Below are 18,318 nucleotides of genomic sequence, written 5' to 3'. Positions count from 1 at the left end.
GGTGGGGCCTCCCTCGCCACAGGGGGCGGGCTGACTCGTCGATACGAGGGCTTATCCTCTCGCCACCGCCAACCGATGCAACGTGATCTTGCGCACCTCCTGCTTGCTCACCTCGATGTGAGTCTTGAGCAGTTGCCGCGCCAGATCGCGGTGCCGTGCCGAGATCGCATCGAGGATGCTTGCATGTTCCTCATAGGTCGCTGCAATACGTGATTGCTGAGTGAAATCCAGCCGCCGAATGATGCGGATTTTCTCGGTTATCTCGTAATGCATGCGCGCCATTTCAGCGTTGCCCGTGGCCTGCACCAACCCGCAGTGGAACTCCTCATCCAGCGCGCAGACGACCTGTGCGTCATCCAGCCGGGCACTTTCGTCCACCCGCCAGATCGCTTCAAGCCGTTCAAGCCCCTGCTCCGCCATGCCACACAAGCGGCTGACGGCGGCCAACTCCAGCACGATTCTTACGTCGTAAAGCTCTTCGAAATAGTTGAAGTCGAACGGCCGCACCTGCCAGCCACTCCTGAAAAACACCTCCAGGTACCCTTCCCGCTCCAGCCGATACAGCGCCTGGCGCACCGGCGTGCGGCTGGCCTGCATGCGCTCGGCCACGTCACCTTCACTGAAGCGATCACCCGGCAGCAGGCGAAAGCCAAAAATGTCGTCCTTCAACTGCTGGTAGACCCGTTCCGCCAGGCTGTCCGGCCGTTCGCCGGGTTTTCTCGTGGCTGAGAGCTGCATGCCTAGTTCCTGCTCGCCATGTACGCGCGCCAGCCGCCGAATTCGGTGATGTCGGTGGCGCCTGCCAGGGCCCAGGGCTCGCAGATAAAACCCTTCACGCTGCGCCCGTCCGCCAGGGTAAGGTTGCCGATGCCCAGCGGCGCGGGAATCTCGGCGACGAACTCACCAAAGCGGGCGACAGGCATGTCCCACAGCTCGACGATGATCGAGCGGCCCGAGTCATCCCTGGCCAGCCCCGGCTTGGGCGGAACCGTGCCCGGCAGTGCATGCAGGCGGTAGTTGCTCGCTGTCAGGGTTTGCTCCACCAGCACGGCGTTGCGGCTGATCAGCTGGAAGTTCAGCGGCATCCCGGTGAGATGTGCCCCAACCACTGCCACCCGCACGCTGCCGGGCGCCTGCCCCGCCGGTGCCGGTTGCGGCAGATTGCGTTGGGTAGCGCCCAGCGGAAGATCAAGGCCGGCCTGCCAACGCTTGCCCAGATGCGCCAGGGCGGCGTCGTGCCAGGCCGGCGCGATAAGGGTGATGCCGCACGGCAGGCCGTCGCTGCGCAGCCCGGCGGGCACGGCCAGTGCCGAGAGGTCGGCCAGGTTGGTGAAGTTGGTGTAGAAGCCAAACTGCGAGTTGTAGAGCACCGGCTCCACCGCCATTTCCGCCAGGGTGCGGATCGTCGGCGATGTCGGCACCAGCAAGGCGTCGAAACCGGCCAGGGTGTCGTTGATGCGGCGGCTCAGTTCGGCGCGCAGGTATTCGGCTTTATAGGCATCGCAGGCGCTGTACGTGTGGCCGTTTTCCACAATGCCACGCACCACCGGGTTGATCGCTTCGGCGTTGCTGGCGAGCATGCCTTCCAGTGCCACCGTGCGCTCCGCAACCCAGGAGCCGTAATAGAGCTGCTCGGCGAGTTGCTGAAACGGGCTGAAATCCACCGTCGTGATTTCGGCGCCGAGGGACTGGAACCTGAGCAGCGCCTGTTCAAATACGGCCTGGTTCTGCGCGTCGCCAAAAAACTCCAGGCTGGCCGGAACCGCCAGCTTGATCGTGGCGCCGACCGCTACGGGAGCATTGTTGGGATTGACGCGTGAATAGGCGTCGCTGGCGTCGTAAGCAGCAGCGAGGCCCGCAACCGTCTCGGCATCTTCAACCGTCAGCGCAAACACCGAAATACAGTCGACGGTACGACAGGCCGGCACCAGTCCGGTGTTGGACAAGCGCCCCTTGGTCGGCTTCAACCCGACGATATTGTTGAAGCCCGCCGGCACCCGCCCGGAACCGGCGGTGTCGGTGCCCAGGGAAAACGCCACCAGCCCGCGGGCAACCACCGAGGCCGAACCCGAGCTGGAACCGCCGCTGACATAGTCCGGGTTAAAACTGTTGCTCACCGCGCCGTAGGGCGAGCGTGTACCGACCAGGCCGGTGGCGAACTGATCGAGGTTGGTCTTGCCCATCAGGATCGCCCCGGCCGCCCGCAACCGCGCCACCACCGAGGCATCCGCCGCGGCGGTATAGGCAAACTCAGGACACGCCGCCGTGGTTTCCCAACCCGCCGCATCGATGTTGTCCTTGATGGCAAACGGCACGCCATACAACGGCAACTGGTCGATATCGCCATTGACCGCCGCAAGCCGCTCGGCCAACTGCGCCAACTGGTCACGCAACTGCTGCGGTTGCACCTGGCTGATCCAGGCGTTGTCCTCGGCGGGAAACGTGCTCGCCAGGGTCAACAGGATGTCGGGAGTCAGCGCCTGGCTGCGGTAGGCAGCTTGCCATTCACCCAGGGTCCAGCCGAGTTGTTCGTTGCGCATTGAGGATTCCATCTTGTATCCAAGTTTGGATTTCTTTTAGCAAACCCTGGGCCAATCAGCTGCAAGCCAATGAATACGTGAGGTTGACAGAAAACCCACCGATGGATCGCCTCCAGCCGTGCTCCGTCATGAAGCAGCAATGCGCCAAAAAAAGACATTCTGGCGGCCGCGCGGTTGCGAGCGGCCCGATACCGGCCTATGGTCGAAACCATGTTGTAAACGCTGCTGTCCATCCCATACGCCCTTCCGTAGCCAGGTGACGACATGCCCACCGCTTCCCGCCCCGCCGTGCTCGAACTGATTGGCAATACCCCGCTGGTGCGGGTCAGCCGCTTCGATACCGGCCCGTGCACGCTGTTCCTCAAGCTTGAATCCCAGAACCCCGGCGGCTCCATCAAGGACCGCATTGGCCTGGCCATGATCGACGCCGCCGAGCGGGATGGCCGCCTGCGCCCCGGCGGCACCATCATCGAAGCCACCGCCGGCAATACCGGCCTCGGCCTGGCCCTGGTGGGTCGCGCCAAAGGCTACCGGGTGGTGCTGGTGGTGCCGGACAAGATGTCCACCGAGAAAGTCTTGCACCTGAAAGCCATGGGCGCCGAGGTGCACATCACCCGCTCGGATGTCGGCAAGGGCCACCCCGAGTATTACCAGGATGTGGCGGCGCGACTGGCCAAGGACATTCCCGATTCGTTCTTCGCCGACCAGTTCAACAACCCGGCCAACCCCCTGGCCCACGAGACCAGCACCGCCCCGGAAATCTGGGCCCAGACCCAACATGACCTGGATGCCATCGTGGTTGGCGTCGGCTCGGCCGGCACCCTCACCGGCCTGACGCGCTTCTTCAAGCGCGTGCAACCTGACCTGGCCATGGTGCTGGCCGACCCGGTCGGCTCGGTGATGGCCGAGTACAGCCGCAGCGGCACCATGACCGAACCCGGCTCGTGGGCCGTGGAAGGTATCGGCGAAGACTTCATCCCCTCGATCGCCGACCTCTCCAGCGTGCGCCACGCCTATTCCATCAGCGACGAAGAAAGCTTCGACCACGCCCGCCAACTGCTGCGGGCCGAAGGCATTCTCGGTGGCTCCTCCACCGGCACCCTGCTGGCCGCCGCCCTGCGTTATTGCCGCGAACAGACCGAGCCCAAGCGCGTGGTCACCTTCGTCTGCGACACCGGCACGCGCTACCTGTCGAAGGTCTATAACGACCAATGGATGAACGACGCCGGCCTGCTGCAATACAAACACTACGGCGACCTGCGCGACCTGATCGCCCGTCGTTTCGAGGACGGCCGGGTGATCAGCGTCGGCCCCGACGACAGCCTGCTCACCGCGTTCCAGCGCATGCGCCTGGCCGACGTCTCACAGCTGCCGGTGCTGGTGGACGGCAAGCAACTGGTGGGGGTGCTCGACGAGTCGGATGTATTGCTCGGCCTGCATCAGAACGCCGCGCACTTTTCCATGACCGTGGGCAGCGCCATGACCAACGCCCTTCACACCCTCGCACCCAGCGCCAGCCTTGCGCAATTGCAGGCCGAGCTGGATCGCGGGCTGGTGGCAATCATTGCCGACGCCTCGGGCTTTCACGGCCTGATCACCCGCGTCGACCTGCTCAATCACCTACGGAGATCCCTTGCATGACCCAGCACGATAAAAGCGCCTTCGCCACCCGCGTGATCCATGCCGGGCAATCCCCGGACCCGACCACCGGGGCGCTGATGCCGCCGATCTACGCCAACTCCACCTACCTGCAGGACAGCCCCGGCGTTCACAAGGGCTTTGACTACGGGCGCTCCCACAACCCGACGCGCTTTGCCCTGGAACGCTGCGTGGCCGACCTTGAAGGCGGCACCCAGGCGTTCGCGTTCGCCTCCGGGCTGGCGGCGATTTCCACCGTGCTGGAACTGCTCGACGCCGGTTCCCACGTGGTTTCCGGCAATGACTTGTACGGCGGCACCTTCCGCCTGTTCGACAAAGTGCGCCAGCGCAGCGCCGGGCATCGCTTCAGCTTCGTCGACCTGACCGACCTGTCGGCCTTCGAAGCCGCGCTGCAGGACGACACGCGGATGGTCTGGGTCGAAACCCCGAGCAACCCGCTGCTGAGCCTGACCGATCTCAGTGCCATCTCCCGCATCTGCAAGGCCCGGGGCATCATCTGCGTGGCCGACAACACCTTCGCCAGCCCCTGGATCCAGCGCCCGCTGGAGCTGGGTTTCGACATCGTGGTGCACTCCACCACCAAGTACCTCAACGGCCACTCCGATGTAATCGGCGGCATTGCGGTGGTGGGCCAGAATCCTGAACTGGCCGAGCGCCTGGGCTTCCTGCAAAACTCCGTGGGCGCGATTGCCGGGCCGTTCGACGCATTCCTGACCTTGCGCGGCGTGAAGACCCTGGCGCTGCGCATGGAGCGCCATTGCAGCAATGCGCTGGAACTGGCGACGTGGCTGGAGCAACAGCCGCAAGTGGCGCGGGTTTATTACCCAGGCCTGGCATCACACCCGCAGCATGAGCTGGCACGCCGGCAGATGCGCGGGTTTGGCGGGATGATTTCGGTGGACCTGAAAAGCGACCTGGCAGGAGCGACACGCTTCCTGGAAAACGTGAAGATCTTTGCGTTGGCTGAAAGCCTGGGGGGCGTTGAAAGTCTGATCGAGCACCCGGCGATCATGACCCATGCGAGCATCCCGGCAGCGACCCGGGCGCAGCTGGGGATTGGTGATGGGTTGGTGCGGTTGTCGGTGGGGGTTGAGGATGTGGAAGACCTGCGGGCGGATCTGGCGCAGGCGTTGGCAAAAATCTAACGCGCAATCTGCCGGAGCGAGCATGCCCGCTCCGGCAACACCTTAAATAGCGTAATTGACCTCAACCATTCGCCCGGTCTTGATGGACTCCAGCGCACAGTCCGCCAAGTGCAGCGCATACAGCCCATCGCGCATGTTGGTGGGCAGCGCGCGCCCCGCGCTCAGTGCCTGGATAAACTGCCCCAACTCATTGCGGTAGGCATCCGCATAACGCTCCAGGAAGAAATGCTGCAACGGCTCCAACGCCTCGGTGTGCTCGTGGTTCCAATGGCGCAAGGTGCTGGGTCGATGGTTATCCGTGAGCAGCACCCCCTTGGCCCCGGATACCTCAAGTCGCTGGTCATACCCGTAGACCGCCTCCCGACAGCAGTTGATATGGCACTGTTTCCCGGATGCGGTGCGCAGCAGCACCATCACGCTGTCGAAGTCGTCAATCTGCGCCAGGCTCGGATCTACCAGCCGGCTGGCTATCGCGCCGACTTCAATGGGCTCTTCACCCAGCAGGTGCCGCGCCATGTCGAAGTCATGAATGGTCATGTCCCGCAGGATGCCGCCGGAATGTGCCAGGTAATCCCGTGGCGCCAACCCCGGGTCGCGGCTGGTGATGATCACCTGCCGCACAGCACCAATTTGCCCCGCGTCGATGGCCTGGCGCAGGCGCAGCGTGTCGGGATCGAAGCGGCGGTTGAAGCCCAGCATGACTTTGCCGCCCTCGCGCTCCACAGCTTGCGCCGCCGCCCGCGCCTTGGCGAAATCCAGGTCAATGGGCTTCTCGCACAGCACGGCCTTGCCCTGGGACACGGCCGCCAGCAGCAAATCGATATGAGTGTCGGTGGGTGTGCCAATCACCACCGCGTCGATATCGTCCCGACTTAGCACTGCTGCGCAGTCATAGGCCGCCTCGCAACCCAGCTGCGCAGCCAAGCCATCGACGCCCTCCCGCCAGGGGTCGGCGACCACCACCAGAGTGGCATCAGGATGGGCCGCGACATTGGCCGCGTGAATGTTGGCGATGCGCCCTGCACCAAGGACAGCGATACGTAGCATGGTCGAACTCCTGGGATTGTTATTGGGTTTGGAGATTCAGTCCGGCAGGTTGAACGGTGTGACGATCTGTACCTGTGACGGCGCAATCGGCCCAGCCTTCCACAGCCGATGAAATTGCAGGATGTGCAGGAACACATGGCGCGCATCGATCTGCAGGTTGTGATCGATAATCGCGGCGACTTTTTCTTCAGCCAACAGCTGGCGATTCTCTTCGTCGAGGTCGTGAGCAATAAACACGTCCAACGGGCGATCCAGAGCCGCGAAGGCGTCGACAATTGCGCGGTTGCCACCGCCGACGCTGTACACCGCCTTCAGTTCGGGATGCTGCTTCAACGCATCGGTGACCCGGGCAAACGTTCGGTCATACACGCCGTACCCACCGCTGATATCCAGTACCCGCAGGTGCGTCGCACGGCCGCGCAGCCACATGCGAAAGCCCATTTCGCGTTCTTCCTCGCCCCGGAACAATTCGCTGCCAATCACCACCGCCACTTCCTGGGGTTGGGGTGACAGCCAGCGGGACAGGAGGTACGCGGCGGTTTGTCCGGCGGTGCGGTTATCCATGCCTACGTAGCCGATGCGCTCGCTGTGGGGCAGATCGGTGACCAGGGTCACCACCGGAATACCTGCGGCCGCCAGGTGCTTGACCGCCAGATTCACCGCCGGCTCGTCCGCGGCCTTGAGCACCACACCCTGGCTGCCGGTCTCGAGGCAGCGCAGCAATTGGTCGTGCATCGCCTGAGGCTCGATCTCTTCGAACACATGAAACCGCGGGGCGATACGAAACGGTGCCAGGCTGCCCAGTTGGGCGGTGATGGCGGCCTGCACCGCCGCACTGAAGCGCTTGGGCGTGTGCATGATCACATCGACATGAAAGGTACGGCCTACTGCCAGGCCATTTTTTTCCTGGGATTCCAGCTCATCCAGAGCCTGTTCGATACGCCGCCGGGTTTGGGCGTGCACGCTGCCGCGCTCATGCAAGACGCGATCGACTGTCGCCTTGCTGACGCCCGCCTGGGTGGCCAGTTGTTTGATGGAAAAGTGTTTAGCGCGTTCGAGCATGCTGTTGGACCTGAGGTCTTTTTGAGGTCTTTTTGAGACTCGTTGAGGTGACCGCAATGCTAGTCTCAGTTTTGCCCGGCGTCGAGCCCGGCCTTCAAAACAACAAAAACCCAGGAGACCCCGATGCCTTCAACCGACCTCAGCCATACCTTCAAAGGCCAATACTTTGTCGTCACCGGCAGCACCCAGGGATTGGGGGCTGCCGTCGCCCATACCCTGGCGCGGCGCGGTGCTGCCGGCCTGATCATCTGCGGACGCCGTCCGGACCAGGGCCAGGAGCAAGTACGGCAGTTGGCAGCGCTCGATTGCCGCGCGGTGTTTGTCCAGGCGGACCTGGAACAGATTGGCGACTGCCGCGCCGTGATCGAGGCGGCCCGTGCCCACTTCGGCACCCTCCACGGGCTGATCAACTGCGCCGGGATGTCGGATCGCGGCACCATTCTCGACACCTCCCCTGAACTGTTTGACCGACTGTTTGCGGTCAATGTGAGGGCGCCGTTTTTCCTGATGCAGGAAGCCTTGAAGCTGATGATCAGCCAGAGGGTTGAAGGTGCAGTGGTCAATATCCAGAGTGTCACCGGCCACGGCGGGCAATCGTTCTTGAGTGCCTACGCGGCGTCCAAGGGCGCTCTCGCGATTCTGACCAAAAACGTGGCGTTCAGCGCCCTGCGCAACCGGATTCGGGTCAACGGCTTGAACATCGGCTGGATGGACACACCTCACGAGGATGAAATCCAGCGGCACTACCACGGTGCCGGGGATGGCTGGTTGGAGGCCGCCGAAGCCGCGCAGCCCTTCGGCCGCCTGCTCAAACCTGAAGAGGTGGCCCAGAGCGTGGCATTTCTATTGTCACGCGAGTCGGGAATGATGACCGGCACGGTGATCGACCTGGAGCAAGGCGTCATCGGCTGTGGCGACGGCGGCACCCCACGCCCCGATCAGGCCCTGAGCCTGGTGGAGGGTGCGTGATGCCTGCCTTTGTCAGCGCCGACGCAGTGCAACTGGAAGATTTTCACTCGATCTGTGCCCAGCAGGCGGCTGCCGAGGACTACCCGCACTGCGCCGAAGTGTGCAGCAACATCCCGATCTATCAGGCCCAGGCACTGCGCAACGGCGATCGTCACGCCGTGCTGGACGAACTGCATCGCCTGTTCAGCCAGGGGCCGGGAGTGATGGTGGTGCGCCAGGGCTACGCCGACCTGGACGTGGTCGACCGTCACAGCCAGGTATTCGAAGCGATCTTTGCCCAAGAGGCTGCGCAAGGTGTGGCCGCCGACCACTTCGCCAAGGCCGGCAGTAACGGACGTATCTGGAACTCATTACAGAAGGCCGCACTGCAGTCGCCGGCATCCTTTGTCGAATATTACGCCAACCCACTGCTGGGGTTGATCGCACAAGCCTGGCTCGGCCCGGGCTACCAAGTCACGGCCCAGGTCAACGTGGTGCACCCCGGTGGCCAAGCCCAGCAACCGCACCGTGATTATCACCTCGGGTTCCAGACCATCGACGTGGTGGAGCGCTTTCCGTTGCCTCTGCACACGCTGTCCCAATACCTCACGCTGCAAGGGGCCGTGGCCCACAGCGACATGCCCCTGGAAACCGGCCCGACCCAACTGCTGCCGTTTTCCCAGCAATACCCGCTGGGCTACCTGGCCTGGAGGCGCACTGAATTCATCGAGTACTTCCAGCTGCATGCCGTGCAATTGCCGCTGAACAAAGGTGACCTGCTGTTCTTCAACCCGGCCCTGTTTCACGCCGCTGGCACCAATCGCACACCGGACCGCCAGCGCATGGCCAACCTGCTGCAAATCTCCTCGGCGTTCGGCAAAACGATGGAAGCTGTGGACCGCGACCGGATGATGCTGGCGCTCTACCCCTGCCTGTTGGAGCGCCTGGCGGACAACGTCATGGATGGCGAGGCGCTGCACGCGGTGATCGCCTGCACCGCCGATGGCTATTCCTTTCCCACCAACCTGGATACCGACCCACCCTTACAGGGCCTGGCTCCGCAAACCGGGCAGCAACTGATGTTGCAGGCACTGAACGAACGCTGGCCCTGCGAGACCTTTGCCGAACGCGTTGCGCAACTACGCGCCAAACGCCAAGGCTGAGGAATGTTTTCAACGTCTTTCAAAACAACAAAAAACGGACTGACACCATGAAAAAACAGCTGCTGACCTTGCTCCTGACCCTCATCGTTACCCCGCTCGCCCTCGCCGAGACACGCATCGGCGTCAGCATCGCCCAGGTGGACGACGTATTCCTCGCCCAGATGCGTGACTACATGGCGGCCCACGCCAGGGACCTCACCGACGTGACCCTGCAATTCGAAGACGCCCAAGGCGATGTGGTGCGCCAACTGAACCAGGTGCAGAGCTTTTCTGCCCAAGGCATGGACGCGATTATCGTCAACGCGGTCGACACCGCCGCCACCCAGAAAATGACCGTAAATGCCCAGCAGGCGGGTATCCCGCTGGTGTACGTCAACCGTCGCCCGGACATCCCGGGCCTGCCGGCCGGGGTGGGTTATGTCGGCTCGGACGAGATCAAAGCGGGCGAGATTCAGATGCGCTACCTCGCGGAAAAAATGAACGGCAAGGGCAACCTCGCAATCATGCTCGGCTTGCTCTCCAACAACGCCACCCACAACCGCACACAGGGCGTGAAAAACGTACTGAAAGATTACCCCAACATCCATATCGTCGAAGAACAAAGCGCCGACTGGCAGCGCAGCAAGGCCATGGACCTGATGAACAACTGGATCGTCTCGGGCAAGAAAATCGACGCCGTGGCGGCCAATGCCGATGAAATGGCTATCGGTGCCGCGATGGCGATTACCCAGGCCGGCATGCACCCTGGCAAGGACATCCTGGTGGGCGGCAGCGACGGCGGCCCCGCCGGCCTGGATGCGATCAAGAAAGATCTATTGGTAGTCACGGCCTATCAGGACAACAAGGGCCAGGCCGTCGGCTCGATTGACCTGGCGCTGAAGATGATCAGGAAGCAGCCCTACACGGCGGAGCTGACCATTCCCTATCAACAGATCACCAAGGACAACTATCAGGCCTTTCTCACCCCTTGATTGTTATCAGCCCAGCGCCAAGGATACCCGCCAGCCCCGATAAACAGAGCACTGTGCTGGCGTGTCACCGCAGCCTTGACGGTTCGCGAAACCCGTTGACCACGATGTACAACAGCGGACCGATGGAAACAAAAACCGCCGTAACCAGTAAATAAGGCAGCACCGATGCCAGGGGCTTCCCCCTGGCTCGTGCATCCCGGCACATCCACACGCACGCCAGGGCCACCATCAGATACAGGTCAATCACCACCTGTGCAGTGTCCGGCCTCGACATCAATTCAAGCCCGAATGCCATGAGCGACTGATCCGCCGCAAGCATCGTGATCACGGTGTAAAAGGTAAAAGCCAATAACCCGGCAAGGGCTATCCAGGGTCTGCGCATGCTCTCCTCCTTGGAGACAACGATTCGGAAAGCTGCACATTAGTGATAACGTCCTCTCCCTCTCAATGACCTCACAGGTCATCGACACCCTCGACCCTCACGGCCAGAGTCAGCCCATGAACAGCCAACCTTTTCCCCGTGCCAACCCCGACGCCGCCGCCGGCGCGCAACTGCGCGTGCTGCGTCGGCACGCGAGGCTGAGCCAGCTGGAACTGGCGCTGATCACCGGGGTTTCCCAACGCCACCTGAGCTGTATCGAGACCGGGCGCGCCAAGCCGAGCCCAGGCACGTTGCATAATCTGTTGATGGCCCTCGAAGCCCCGCTGGAGCAGTGCAACAACGTATTCCTGGCCGCCGGCTTCGCCCCGCGCTATGAGGCCACCCCGCTCGCTTCACCGTCGATGGAAGCTATTCGCGAGGCCATCAACCATGTGCTGCACGCCAATAATCCTGCACCGGCAATCGTGCTGGGCAGCCATTGGGAAGTGCTCGCCGCCAATGCCAGTACCCACGTGCTGTTCGATCTGGTGGGGATCAAGCCGGAAGCGGCTGAAGGGCTGAATTTGCTGGTCACCCTGCTGCAGCCTGGCGGGCTGGGTGATCACTTGATCAACGCAGAAGAAATCCGAACCGTCGCCTGGCAACGGGCATCCCGCGAAGCGTTGGGCAATCCGCAACTTGCCAGGACTCTGGACAGCCTGCCGGCGCCGCAGAGCACCGAGGCATTGACCAATGAGCTGCCGCCGCTGCTGCTGACACGCGTCAACTCGCGGGAAGGCGAGCTGAGCTTCATGTCGACTTTCACCACCTTCGGCATGCCTCAGGACATCACGGTGACGTCGTTGCGCATCGAGCATTTGATTCCAGCGGATGCACAGACGTGGCAGGTGATGACCGCGGCGTATGAGCGGTCGAAATAGGCAATGCCTTGCCGGGTCCGGCTTACGCCATCGGCACGGCAATCAGCAAGATCGTCGTGCCATGGGTGGCCGTCGCCGCCACCACACCGTAGCGCATCCGAACCAAGCCGCAGGCCAACCCTTCAATCAAGGTAAACGCCAGCACCGGCCAGCCCAGTTGCGTCACGCTCAGGGACAGAAATGAATGGCACGCGGCAAACGCCAGCCCGCTGAGCAACGCTGCGCGCAGCGGCGTAACGTGCTGTTCGAGATAGCCCTGCAGGAAGCCGCGAAACAGCACCTCTTCCAGCGCATTGGCGCAGTAGGCAAGCACCAGCATGCCCATCAGCCAGGCCCAGTAAACCGGCTCAATGCCTTGATACAGCCGCAATGGCAGGCCGATCAGACAACCGGCCCCGAGTCCCACCGCCAGGCCCGCCCAACGATTGCCCTTGAACAGCACCGTCAGTTGCCACAACTCCGGTGCCAGGCGCGCGAGCAGTGCAATCAGCCCAAGGGATAACCCGCCCAGCGCGGCCAGCACCCACGGGTTGGCCGTGAACTCGATCTGCACCTCGCGGCTCAGCGACCACATGCCCAGTGGCGTCATCGCATCGCGCATCAGCACAAAGGCCAGCAGCAGGATAACGATGCGCAAGCCCGGCAATGTTTTCGGCGTGAGACCGAACCACAGGCCAAACAGGATCAGTCCCGGGAGCAGGTAGATTCCATAGTGGACCAGTACCGCAAACGCCTCGGCGATCACCCGGTTTCAGTCCCGTGCCACGGCGATCATGTCGATTTCCACGGCCGCGCCCTTGGGCAATTGCAGCACGCCCACCGAGGTGCGCGTATGGGATCCTGCGGCCCCCAGGATCTCGTTCAACAGGTCCGACGCACCGTTGGCCACTTCGCTTTGCTGGTCGAAGTCATCCGCGCTGCGCACGTACACATTGATCTTGAGGATCGCCTTGACCTGGTCCAGCGAACCCAGTGCCTGCTTGAGCAACCCCAGGCAACGCAGTGCACTGACGCCCGCGGCAATCTGTGCGTCGGCCAGGCTGAGGCTTTCGCCGACCTTGCCGGGCAACACGATGGCGTCACCCACCCGCGGAATCTGGCCACTGATGTAGACGTGATTGCCGTCCCTCAGCAGCGGCGTGTAGTTGCCGCCGATCTTGAACTCGTTGAGTTGATAACCCAGGCGCACCATGGCCGCCGCGTACTTTTGATCCGGTGTCATTTTTTGTTTTCCTCAGTCGTTGCGAATCCACGCCATGAAGTCGCCGGCCACAGCATAGCCATGTGCCATTTCCACGGGAAGTGCCGACCGCTATTTCGCGAGTGATACGACAACTAATACTGGCAAACAGCGCTTATCTTCTAGCCAAGAACAAATTTCACTTTCCTTGATCCCGGTAAATACGGCATGGTTGTACGACGACTTAAAAACACAGCCCGAGTCGTCCCGGTACCCACAACAACAAGGAAACACCCATGCAAAACGTCAAGGTTCTGATTGGTTTTCTGTGCCTGTTCAGCGGCTACGCGGCCGCCGCGCCTGCCGCAAGTGACAAGGATGTAGCCACTGCGGTCGATCATCTGACCCAGGCCATGTTGCACAAGGACATCCCGCAACTGCAGGCCCTCACCGCGAACAACCTCACCTACGGCCACTCCAGCGGCAAGGTCCAGAACAAGCAGGAATTTATCGCTGACATTGAAACCGGCAGAAGTGGTTTCAAGACCCTGGAAATGCAGAAACAGACCATCACCCTCAATGGCGACACCGCCCTGGTGCGCAACCACTTTTCCGCACAGGCGGTGAACAGTGGCGTCGAGGTGCCCACCGAAATTGAAAACTTCCAGGTCTGGCAGAAGCAGAAAGGCAAATGGCTGCTGATCGGGCGCCAGGCCTACAAGTTCTGAGTCCCGCCTGGATCGTTCCCACGCTCTGCGTGGGAATGCATCCGGTGACGCTCTGCGTCACTATCGCGCAAATCTACAGCGGGACGCGGAGCGTCCAAGGCGGCATTCCCACGCAGAGCGTGGGAACGATCCGGCCCCCTAGTACGCCTCCACCGCCCAGCGCACTTTCACCAACGCCTCGCGCAACACCTCCCGGTCCACCGAACCCAGCGCCACACGCAAGGCATGGGGCACGTGGGCCGAAACGGCAAACGGCTCGGCGGTGGACACCGAGATATTCTCCCGGGCCAGCGCCATGGTGATCTGGTCGGCGCGGGCATCCTCCGGCAACGGCAACCACAAGAAATACGAAGACGGATGGCGGATCACAGTGAGCCCCGCCAACACCTCATCGGCCACCGCCTGGCGCGCCTGGGCGTCTTCACGCTTTTGCGCTTCCAGTTGCAGCACCGTGCCGTCATCGATCCACGCGACGGCGACGGCGGAAATCACCCCCGGGGTGTTCCAGGTGGTGGCCATGACCGTACGTTCCAGCGCCGCCATCCACGGCAGCGGCGCAGCCACGAAACCCACCCGCAGGCCGGTGGCGACGCTCTTGGACAGCCCCGACACATACACCGTGCGTTCCGGCGCCAGTTCGGCCACGGGCGGTGGCGCATCCTCGGCTAAAAACGCGTAGGCAGCATCCTCGATCAGGATCAGGTCATGCCGACGGGCAAGCGCCACCAGGTGCTCGCGCTGCGCCATGCTCATCACCCAGCCCAACGGGTTATGCAGGGTCGGCATGCTGTACACGGCGCGTACCGGGCGCCGGGCGCAGAGTTGTTCAAGAAAGGCCAAGTCGGGGCCCGTCGCGGTCACCGGGATCGCGACGATTTCCAGGTGCAGCGTCTCGGCCAGCACCTTGAACCCGGAATAGGTCAGCGCATCCACCGCCACCACATCGCCGGGCTTGAGCAGCGACATCATGGTCACCGCCAGCCCATGCTGGGCACCGCTGACGATCAGTACCTGCTCGGCCTGCACCGTCAACCCACGACTCAGCAGATGACGCGCCACCGCTGCCCGCTCATGCAGCCGACCGGCGTGAGGCTGATAGCGCAGCAGCGCCGCCAGGTCGCCGGACAACGCCAACTGGCGCAATGCGGTGCGCAGCAGGTCGGTCTGGCCCGGCAGCGACGGGTAGTTGAAGTTGAGATCGATCATGCCCGCCGCCACCGCGATCTGGCCGACGCCCTGCCCCGGCGACAACGCGATTTCCCGCACAAAGGTTCCGCGCCCGGTTTCACCACTGACGAGGCCCATGGCCTCCAGCTCGGTGTATACCCGGCTGGCCGTGACCAGCGCCAGGCCATGGCTGGCGGCCAACTGGCGGTGGGTCGGCAAGCGGGTACCCGCCGCCAGGGTGCCGGAGCGGATATCCCGGGCGAAGGTGTCCACCAATGTCTTGTAGCGGGCGCGGGGCATAGGCGATGTATCCATGACAATTCTTTGATTGTCTTGATAGTGAATCATAGGATGCGCAGGACGCAACTTATCCCTATCGAGTCCTACACCCATGGAACGAACCACCCACCTCAACACCCGGGAAAACAACGCCAGCGGCTGGATCAACGGTCTGATCGGCGTGGTGATCTTCAGCGGCTCGCTGCCGGCCACGCGCCTGGCGGTGCTGGAGTTCGATCCGGTATTCCTGACCGTCGCCCGCGCCACCATCGCCGCCCTGCTCGGCCTGTGCCTGCTGTGGCTGTTCAAGGAAAAAACCCCGGCCCGCAGTCAGTTGCTGCCCCTGGCAATCGTCGCGCTGGGCGTGGTGATCGGCTTTCCTTTGCTCACCGCACTGGCCTTGCAGTACGTCACCAGTGCCCATTCCATCGTATTTGTCGGCCTGCTGCCGTTAGCCACTGCGGTCTTCGGCGTATGGCGCGGCGGCGAGCGGCCCAAGTTGGTGTTCTGGCTGTTTTCGATCCTGGGCAGCCTGCTGGTGGTGGGCTACGCGGTTGCCCAGGGCCTGAGCGCTGCGCCCGCCGGGGATTTGCTGATGCTATTGGCAATCCTGGTGTGCGGCCTCGGTTATGCCGAAGGGGCCAGGCTCTCACGCACCCTGGGCGGCTGGCAGGTGATCTGCTGGGCGCTGGTGATCGCGCTGCCGATTGTGGCCCCGCTGACGGCGATCCTCGCCCCGGGCACTTTCGTGAGCATCAGCCTGCCGGCCTGGCTGAGCCTGGCCTATGTGTCGCTGTTCAGCATGCTGATCGGGTTTGTGTTCTGGTACCGCGGGCTGGCCCAGGGCGGCATTGCCGCCGTCGGGCAATTGCAGTTGCTGCAACCGTTTTTCGGCCTGGCACTGGCGGCCACGCTGCTGCATGAGCAGGTGAGTCTGGGCATGCTGGGGGTGACCGTCGCGGTGATTGCGTGCGTGGCGGGGGCCAAGAAGTTCGCCCGCTGACCATCAGCGCTCAGGCGCAACCATCTTGAACTTGATGACAATCGCATTGGACACCACGCTGTCCGCCCACTCCCCCGCGCCGATCCTGAAGTCATCGCGCTTGAGCACGAATTCGCCGTCGAATATGCCAATGCCGCTCTGCTCCTTGAGGGCCACCTTGACCTCCACCGGCCGGGTCTGGCCCTTGAGGGTCAGGTTGCCGCTGAACAGGTAACGGTTGTCGCCCAGGTCAGTGATGTGGGTCGAGGTGAAGGTGCCCACCGGGTAGGTGGTCATGTCGAACCAGCCGGGCTTGGGCAGCTCGGTGTTGGCGTCGTCGCTGCCGGCATTGATGCTCGGCAGTTGGATGGTCAGTACGGTGCTGGCGGCAGCCGGGTTTTGCGTGTCGAAATTCAGGGTCGCCGAATAGGTGCCAAACGTGCCGTACACCTCTTGGCCCATCTGGTCATAGGTGAAGCTGATGGTGCTGGCCGTCGGATTCACGTCGGTGTATTCCACGGCGTACGCGTTGGACAAGGTGGCGAAGGCAAGGAAGACCGCTGGCAATCGAGATTTCATGGGATTCTCAACCGGGAATGAACACGCTGTGCACTGCTAACAGCGTAGGCGCTGGATTTATTCACGCGCCTGGCATTAGGCTCGTGCCTCGACGGAACCCAAACAACAAGGAGCCACGATGCCCGCGCTTTCCCTGCAAGACACCACCGCCCCCGAAGGCGTCTGTTATGGCTGCGGCAGCAGCAACCCCCACGGCCTGCACATCAAGAGCCGCTGGGACGCCGACGGCATCCACGTGATCGCCGAGCACCAGCCCGACGCCCGATACAGCGGCTGGCCAGACCTGGTCTATGGCGGGTTGATCGCGATGCTGGTGGACTGCCACTCGAACTGGACCGCCATGGCCTACCACTACCGGGCCGAGCAACGCGAACCCGGCAGCCTGCCGCGTATCGACTGCGTCACCGGCAACCTGGGAATCAAATTCATCAAGCCGACACCGATGGGCGTGCCGCTGACCCTGCGCGCGAAAGTCGAAGGTGACGTGGGGCGCAAAAGCCGCGTGGTGTGCGAGGTGTACGCCGATGGCGTGCTGACGGCGATTGGCGATTCGGTCTTCGTGCGGGTCGACACCGGGCAACTGGCCGCCGCGGCCCATGGCCGGGAAGCCTGATACTGGTCTACATTCAGTCCCACCGCTAATCGAGGACGCTACCGATGACTCGTCTGACCGCCAAAGACTTCGCCCCTGAACTGCTGGAGCTTTACGACGGCTACGCCCACGGCAAGATCAACCGCCGGGAATTTCTCGACCGCGCAGCACTGTTCACCTTCGGCGGGCTGACGGCCTCCGCCCTGCTCGCCGCCCTGAGCCCCAACTACGCCCTGGCCGAGCAGGTGAAATTCACCGACCCGGATATCGTCGCCGACTACATCACCTACCCGTCACCCAAGGGCAACGGCACGGTGCGCGGCTACCTGGTGCGCCCGGCCAAGGCCAGCGGCAAGGTGCCGGCGGTGGTGGTGGTGCATGAGAACCGGGGGTTGAACCCGTATATCGAAGACGTCGCCCGTCGGTTGGCCAAGGCCGGATTCATTGCCCTGGCGCCGGATGGCCTGACCTCGGTGGGTGGCTATCCCGGCAATGATGAGAAAGGTGTGGAGTTGCAACAGAAAGTCGATCCCGAGAAGCTGATGAACGACTTTTTCGCGGCCATCGAATGGTTGATGCACCACGATGCAAGCACCGGCAAGGTGGGCATTACCGGGTTCTGTTATGGCGGCGGTGTGACGAATGCGGCGGCGGTGGCTTATCCGGAGTTGGGTGCGGCGGTGTCGTTCTATGGGCGCCAGCCGGAAGCCAAGGATGTGCCACGGATCAAGGCACCGATCATGTTGCATTACGGTGAGCTGGATACGCGGATCAATGAGGGCTGGCCGGCGTATGAGAAAGCGTTGAAGGCGGCCGGCACGACCTATGAGGCGTTTATCTACAAGGGCGCCAACCACGGCTTCCACAACGATTCGACGCCGAGGTATGACGAGGCGGCGGCGAATCTGGCGTGGGAACGGACGTTGGGCTGGTTCAAGAAATACCTGGTGTAACCCGCCCTCCAAAACACCACC

The 18,318-nt window shown here is 62.8% G+C and carries 19 protein-coding genes; 10 read left to right on the top strand and 9 right to left on the bottom strand.

Annotated elements, in window-relative coordinates; genetic code table 11:
* Nucleotides 1–51: 51 nt before the first annotated feature.
* Together HX811_RS21685 and atzF are read right to left on the bottom strand one after the other, a co-directional pair.
* The gene (locus tag HX811_RS21685) at nt 52–738 is read right to left on the bottom strand and encodes a GntR family transcriptional regulator (protein ID WP_177047314.1); all 687 of its coding nucleotides are present in this window, start codon (nt 736–738) and stop codon (nt 52–54) included.
* A 2-nt stretch (nt 739–740) separates the two neighbouring features.
* A complete protein-coding gene (atzF, locus tag HX811_RS21680) occupies nt 741–2,540 on the bottom strand; it encodes an allophanate hydrolase (protein WP_177047312.1) in 1,800 nt (599 codons plus the stop codon).
* Nucleotides 2,541–2,804: 264 nt separating this feature from the next.
* Between atzF and HX811_RS21675 the strand changes: the two genes are divergently transcribed.
* Together HX811_RS21675 and HX811_RS21670 are read left to right on the top strand one after the other, a co-directional pair.
* Nucleotides 2,805–4,181 (top strand): cystathionine beta-synthase, encoded by a 1,377-nt coding sequence (locus HX811_RS21675; RefSeq protein ID WP_003215116.1) that lies wholly within the window; start codon nt 2,805–2,807, stop codon nt 4,179–4,181.
* Entirely contained in the window at nt 4,178–5,344 is a 1,167-nt protein-coding gene (locus HX811_RS21670) for a cystathionine gamma-synthase (RefSeq protein ID WP_008436288.1), read from the top strand. Before HX811_RS21675 ends, HX811_RS21670 begins: the two co-directional genes overlap by 4 nt.
* Nucleotides 5,345–5,386: 42 nt before the next feature.
* On the opposite strand, the gene iolG is transcribed toward HX811_RS21670, so the two are convergent.
* Complete coding sequence (iolG, locus tag HX811_RS21665) at nt 5,387–6,391, bottom strand: inositol 2-dehydrogenase (protein ID WP_102369211.1); 1,005 nt, start codon at nt 6,389–6,391, stop codon at nt 5,387–5,389.
* A 36-nt stretch (nt 6,392–6,427) separates the two neighbouring features.
* Nucleotides 6,428–7,453 (bottom strand): LacI family DNA-binding transcriptional regulator, encoded by a 1,026-nt coding sequence (locus tag HX811_RS21660; protein ID WP_003215111.1) that lies wholly within the window; start codon nt 7,451–7,453, stop codon nt 6,428–6,430.
* Nucleotides 7,454–7,576: 123 nt separating this feature from the next.
* Between HX811_RS21660 and HX811_RS21655 the strand changes: the two genes are divergently transcribed.
* The 3 genes from HX811_RS21655 to HX811_RS21645 are packed head-to-tail and all read left to right on the top strand — an operon-like array spanning nt 7,577 to nt 10,535.
* Nucleotides 7,577–8,422, top strand: a complete 846-nt coding sequence (locus tag HX811_RS21655; protein ID WP_063029668.1) for an SDR family oxidoreductase — start codon at nt 7,577–7,579, stop codon at nt 8,420–8,422.
* Complete coding sequence (locus HX811_RS21650; RefSeq protein WP_177047310.1) at nt 8,422–9,564, top strand: phytanoyl-CoA dioxygenase family protein; 1,143 nt, start codon at nt 8,422–8,424, stop codon at nt 9,562–9,564. The genes HX811_RS21655 and HX811_RS21650 overlap by 1 nt, the downstream gene beginning before the upstream one ends.
* Before the next feature lie 47 nt (nt 9,565–9,611).
* Nucleotides 9,612–10,535 (top strand): sugar ABC transporter substrate-binding protein, encoded by a 924-nt coding sequence (locus tag HX811_RS21645; protein ID WP_008436286.1) that lies wholly within the window; start codon nt 9,612–9,614, stop codon nt 10,533–10,535.
* A gap of 64 nt (nt 10,536–10,599) precedes the next feature.
* Here HX811_RS21645 and HX811_RS21640 read toward each other — a convergent pair whose 3' ends face one another.
* On the bottom strand, nt 10,600–10,917 hold the full coding sequence (locus tag HX811_RS21640) for a DUF2834 domain-containing protein (protein ID WP_177047308.1): 318 nt from the start codon (nt 10,915–10,917) through the stop codon (nt 10,600–10,602).
* Between the two features lie 116 nt (nt 10,918–11,033).
* Here HX811_RS21640 and HX811_RS21635 point away from each other — a divergent pair, with 116 nt between their 5' ends.
* Nucleotides 11,034–11,837 carry a helix-turn-helix domain-containing protein gene (locus tag HX811_RS21635; RefSeq protein WP_177047306.1) on the top strand — a complete coding sequence of 268 codons (804 nt, stop codon included), beginning with the start codon at nt 11,034–11,036 and terminating at the stop codon, nt 11,835–11,837.
* 22 nt (nt 11,838–11,859) lie between these two features.
* Here the strand turns inward: HX811_RS21635 and HX811_RS21630 are convergent, their stop codons facing one another.
* Together HX811_RS21630 and HX811_RS21625 are read right to left on the bottom strand one after the other, a co-directional pair.
* Nucleotides 11,860–12,582 (bottom strand): CPBP family intramembrane glutamic endopeptidase, encoded by a 723-nt coding sequence (locus HX811_RS21630; protein ID WP_177047304.1) that lies wholly within the window; start codon nt 12,580–12,582, stop codon nt 11,860–11,862.
* A 6-nt stretch (nt 12,583–12,588) separates the two neighbouring features.
* Entirely contained in the window at nt 12,589–13,059 is a 471-nt protein-coding gene (locus HX811_RS21625; RefSeq protein WP_003215091.1) for a RidA family protein, read from the bottom strand.
* A gap of 254 nt (nt 13,060–13,313) precedes the next feature.
* Between HX811_RS21625 and HX811_RS21620 the strand changes: the two genes are divergently transcribed.
* Complete coding sequence (locus tag HX811_RS21620) at nt 13,314–13,745, top strand: nuclear transport factor 2 family protein (protein WP_008436281.1); 432 nt, start codon at nt 13,314–13,316, stop codon at nt 13,743–13,745.
* 138 nt (nt 13,746–13,883) lie between these two features.
* On the opposite strand, the gene HX811_RS21615 is transcribed toward HX811_RS21620, so the two are convergent.
* Entirely contained in the window at nt 13,884–15,212 is a 1,329-nt protein-coding gene (locus tag HX811_RS21615) for a PLP-dependent aminotransferase family protein (protein ID WP_177047316.1), read from the bottom strand.
* Nucleotides 15,213–15,303: 91 nt separating this feature from the next.
* On the opposite strand from HX811_RS21615, the gene HX811_RS21610 reads away from it, so the two are divergent.
* Nucleotides 15,304–16,194 (top strand): DMT family transporter, encoded by an 891-nt coding sequence (locus tag HX811_RS21610; protein ID WP_134326757.1) that lies wholly within the window; start codon nt 15,304–15,306, stop codon nt 16,192–16,194.
* A 3-nt stretch (nt 16,195–16,197) separates the two neighbouring features.
* Here HX811_RS21610 and HX811_RS21605 read toward each other — a convergent pair whose 3' ends face one another.
* Nucleotides 16,198–16,752 carry a YceI family protein gene (locus HX811_RS21605; protein ID WP_087695009.1) on the bottom strand — a complete coding sequence of 185 codons (555 nt, stop codon included), beginning with the start codon at nt 16,750–16,752 and terminating at the stop codon, nt 16,198–16,200.
* 118 nt (nt 16,753–16,870) lie between these two features.
* Between HX811_RS21605 and HX811_RS21600 the strand changes: the two genes are divergently transcribed.
* On the top strand, nt 16,871–17,365 hold the full coding sequence (locus tag HX811_RS21600) for a PaaI family thioesterase (RefSeq protein ID WP_087695007.1): 495 nt from the start codon (nt 16,871–16,873) through the stop codon (nt 17,363–17,365).
* A 44-nt stretch (nt 17,366–17,409) separates the two neighbouring features.
* Complete coding sequence (gene yghX / locus HX811_RS21595) at nt 17,410–18,297, top strand: YghX family hydrolase (RefSeq protein ID WP_063029644.1); 888 nt, start codon at nt 17,410–17,412, stop codon at nt 18,295–18,297.
* Nucleotides 18,298–18,318 lie beyond the last annotated feature (21 nt).

The organism is Pseudomonas sp. F8002 (genome assembly GCF_013385495.1).
Lineage (GTDB): Bacteria > Pseudomonadota > Gammaproteobacteria > Pseudomonadales > Pseudomonadaceae > Aquipseudomonas.
The sequence above is the reverse complement of the archived record's forward strand: the minus strand, read 5'-3'. Positions and strand labels throughout refer to the sequence as shown.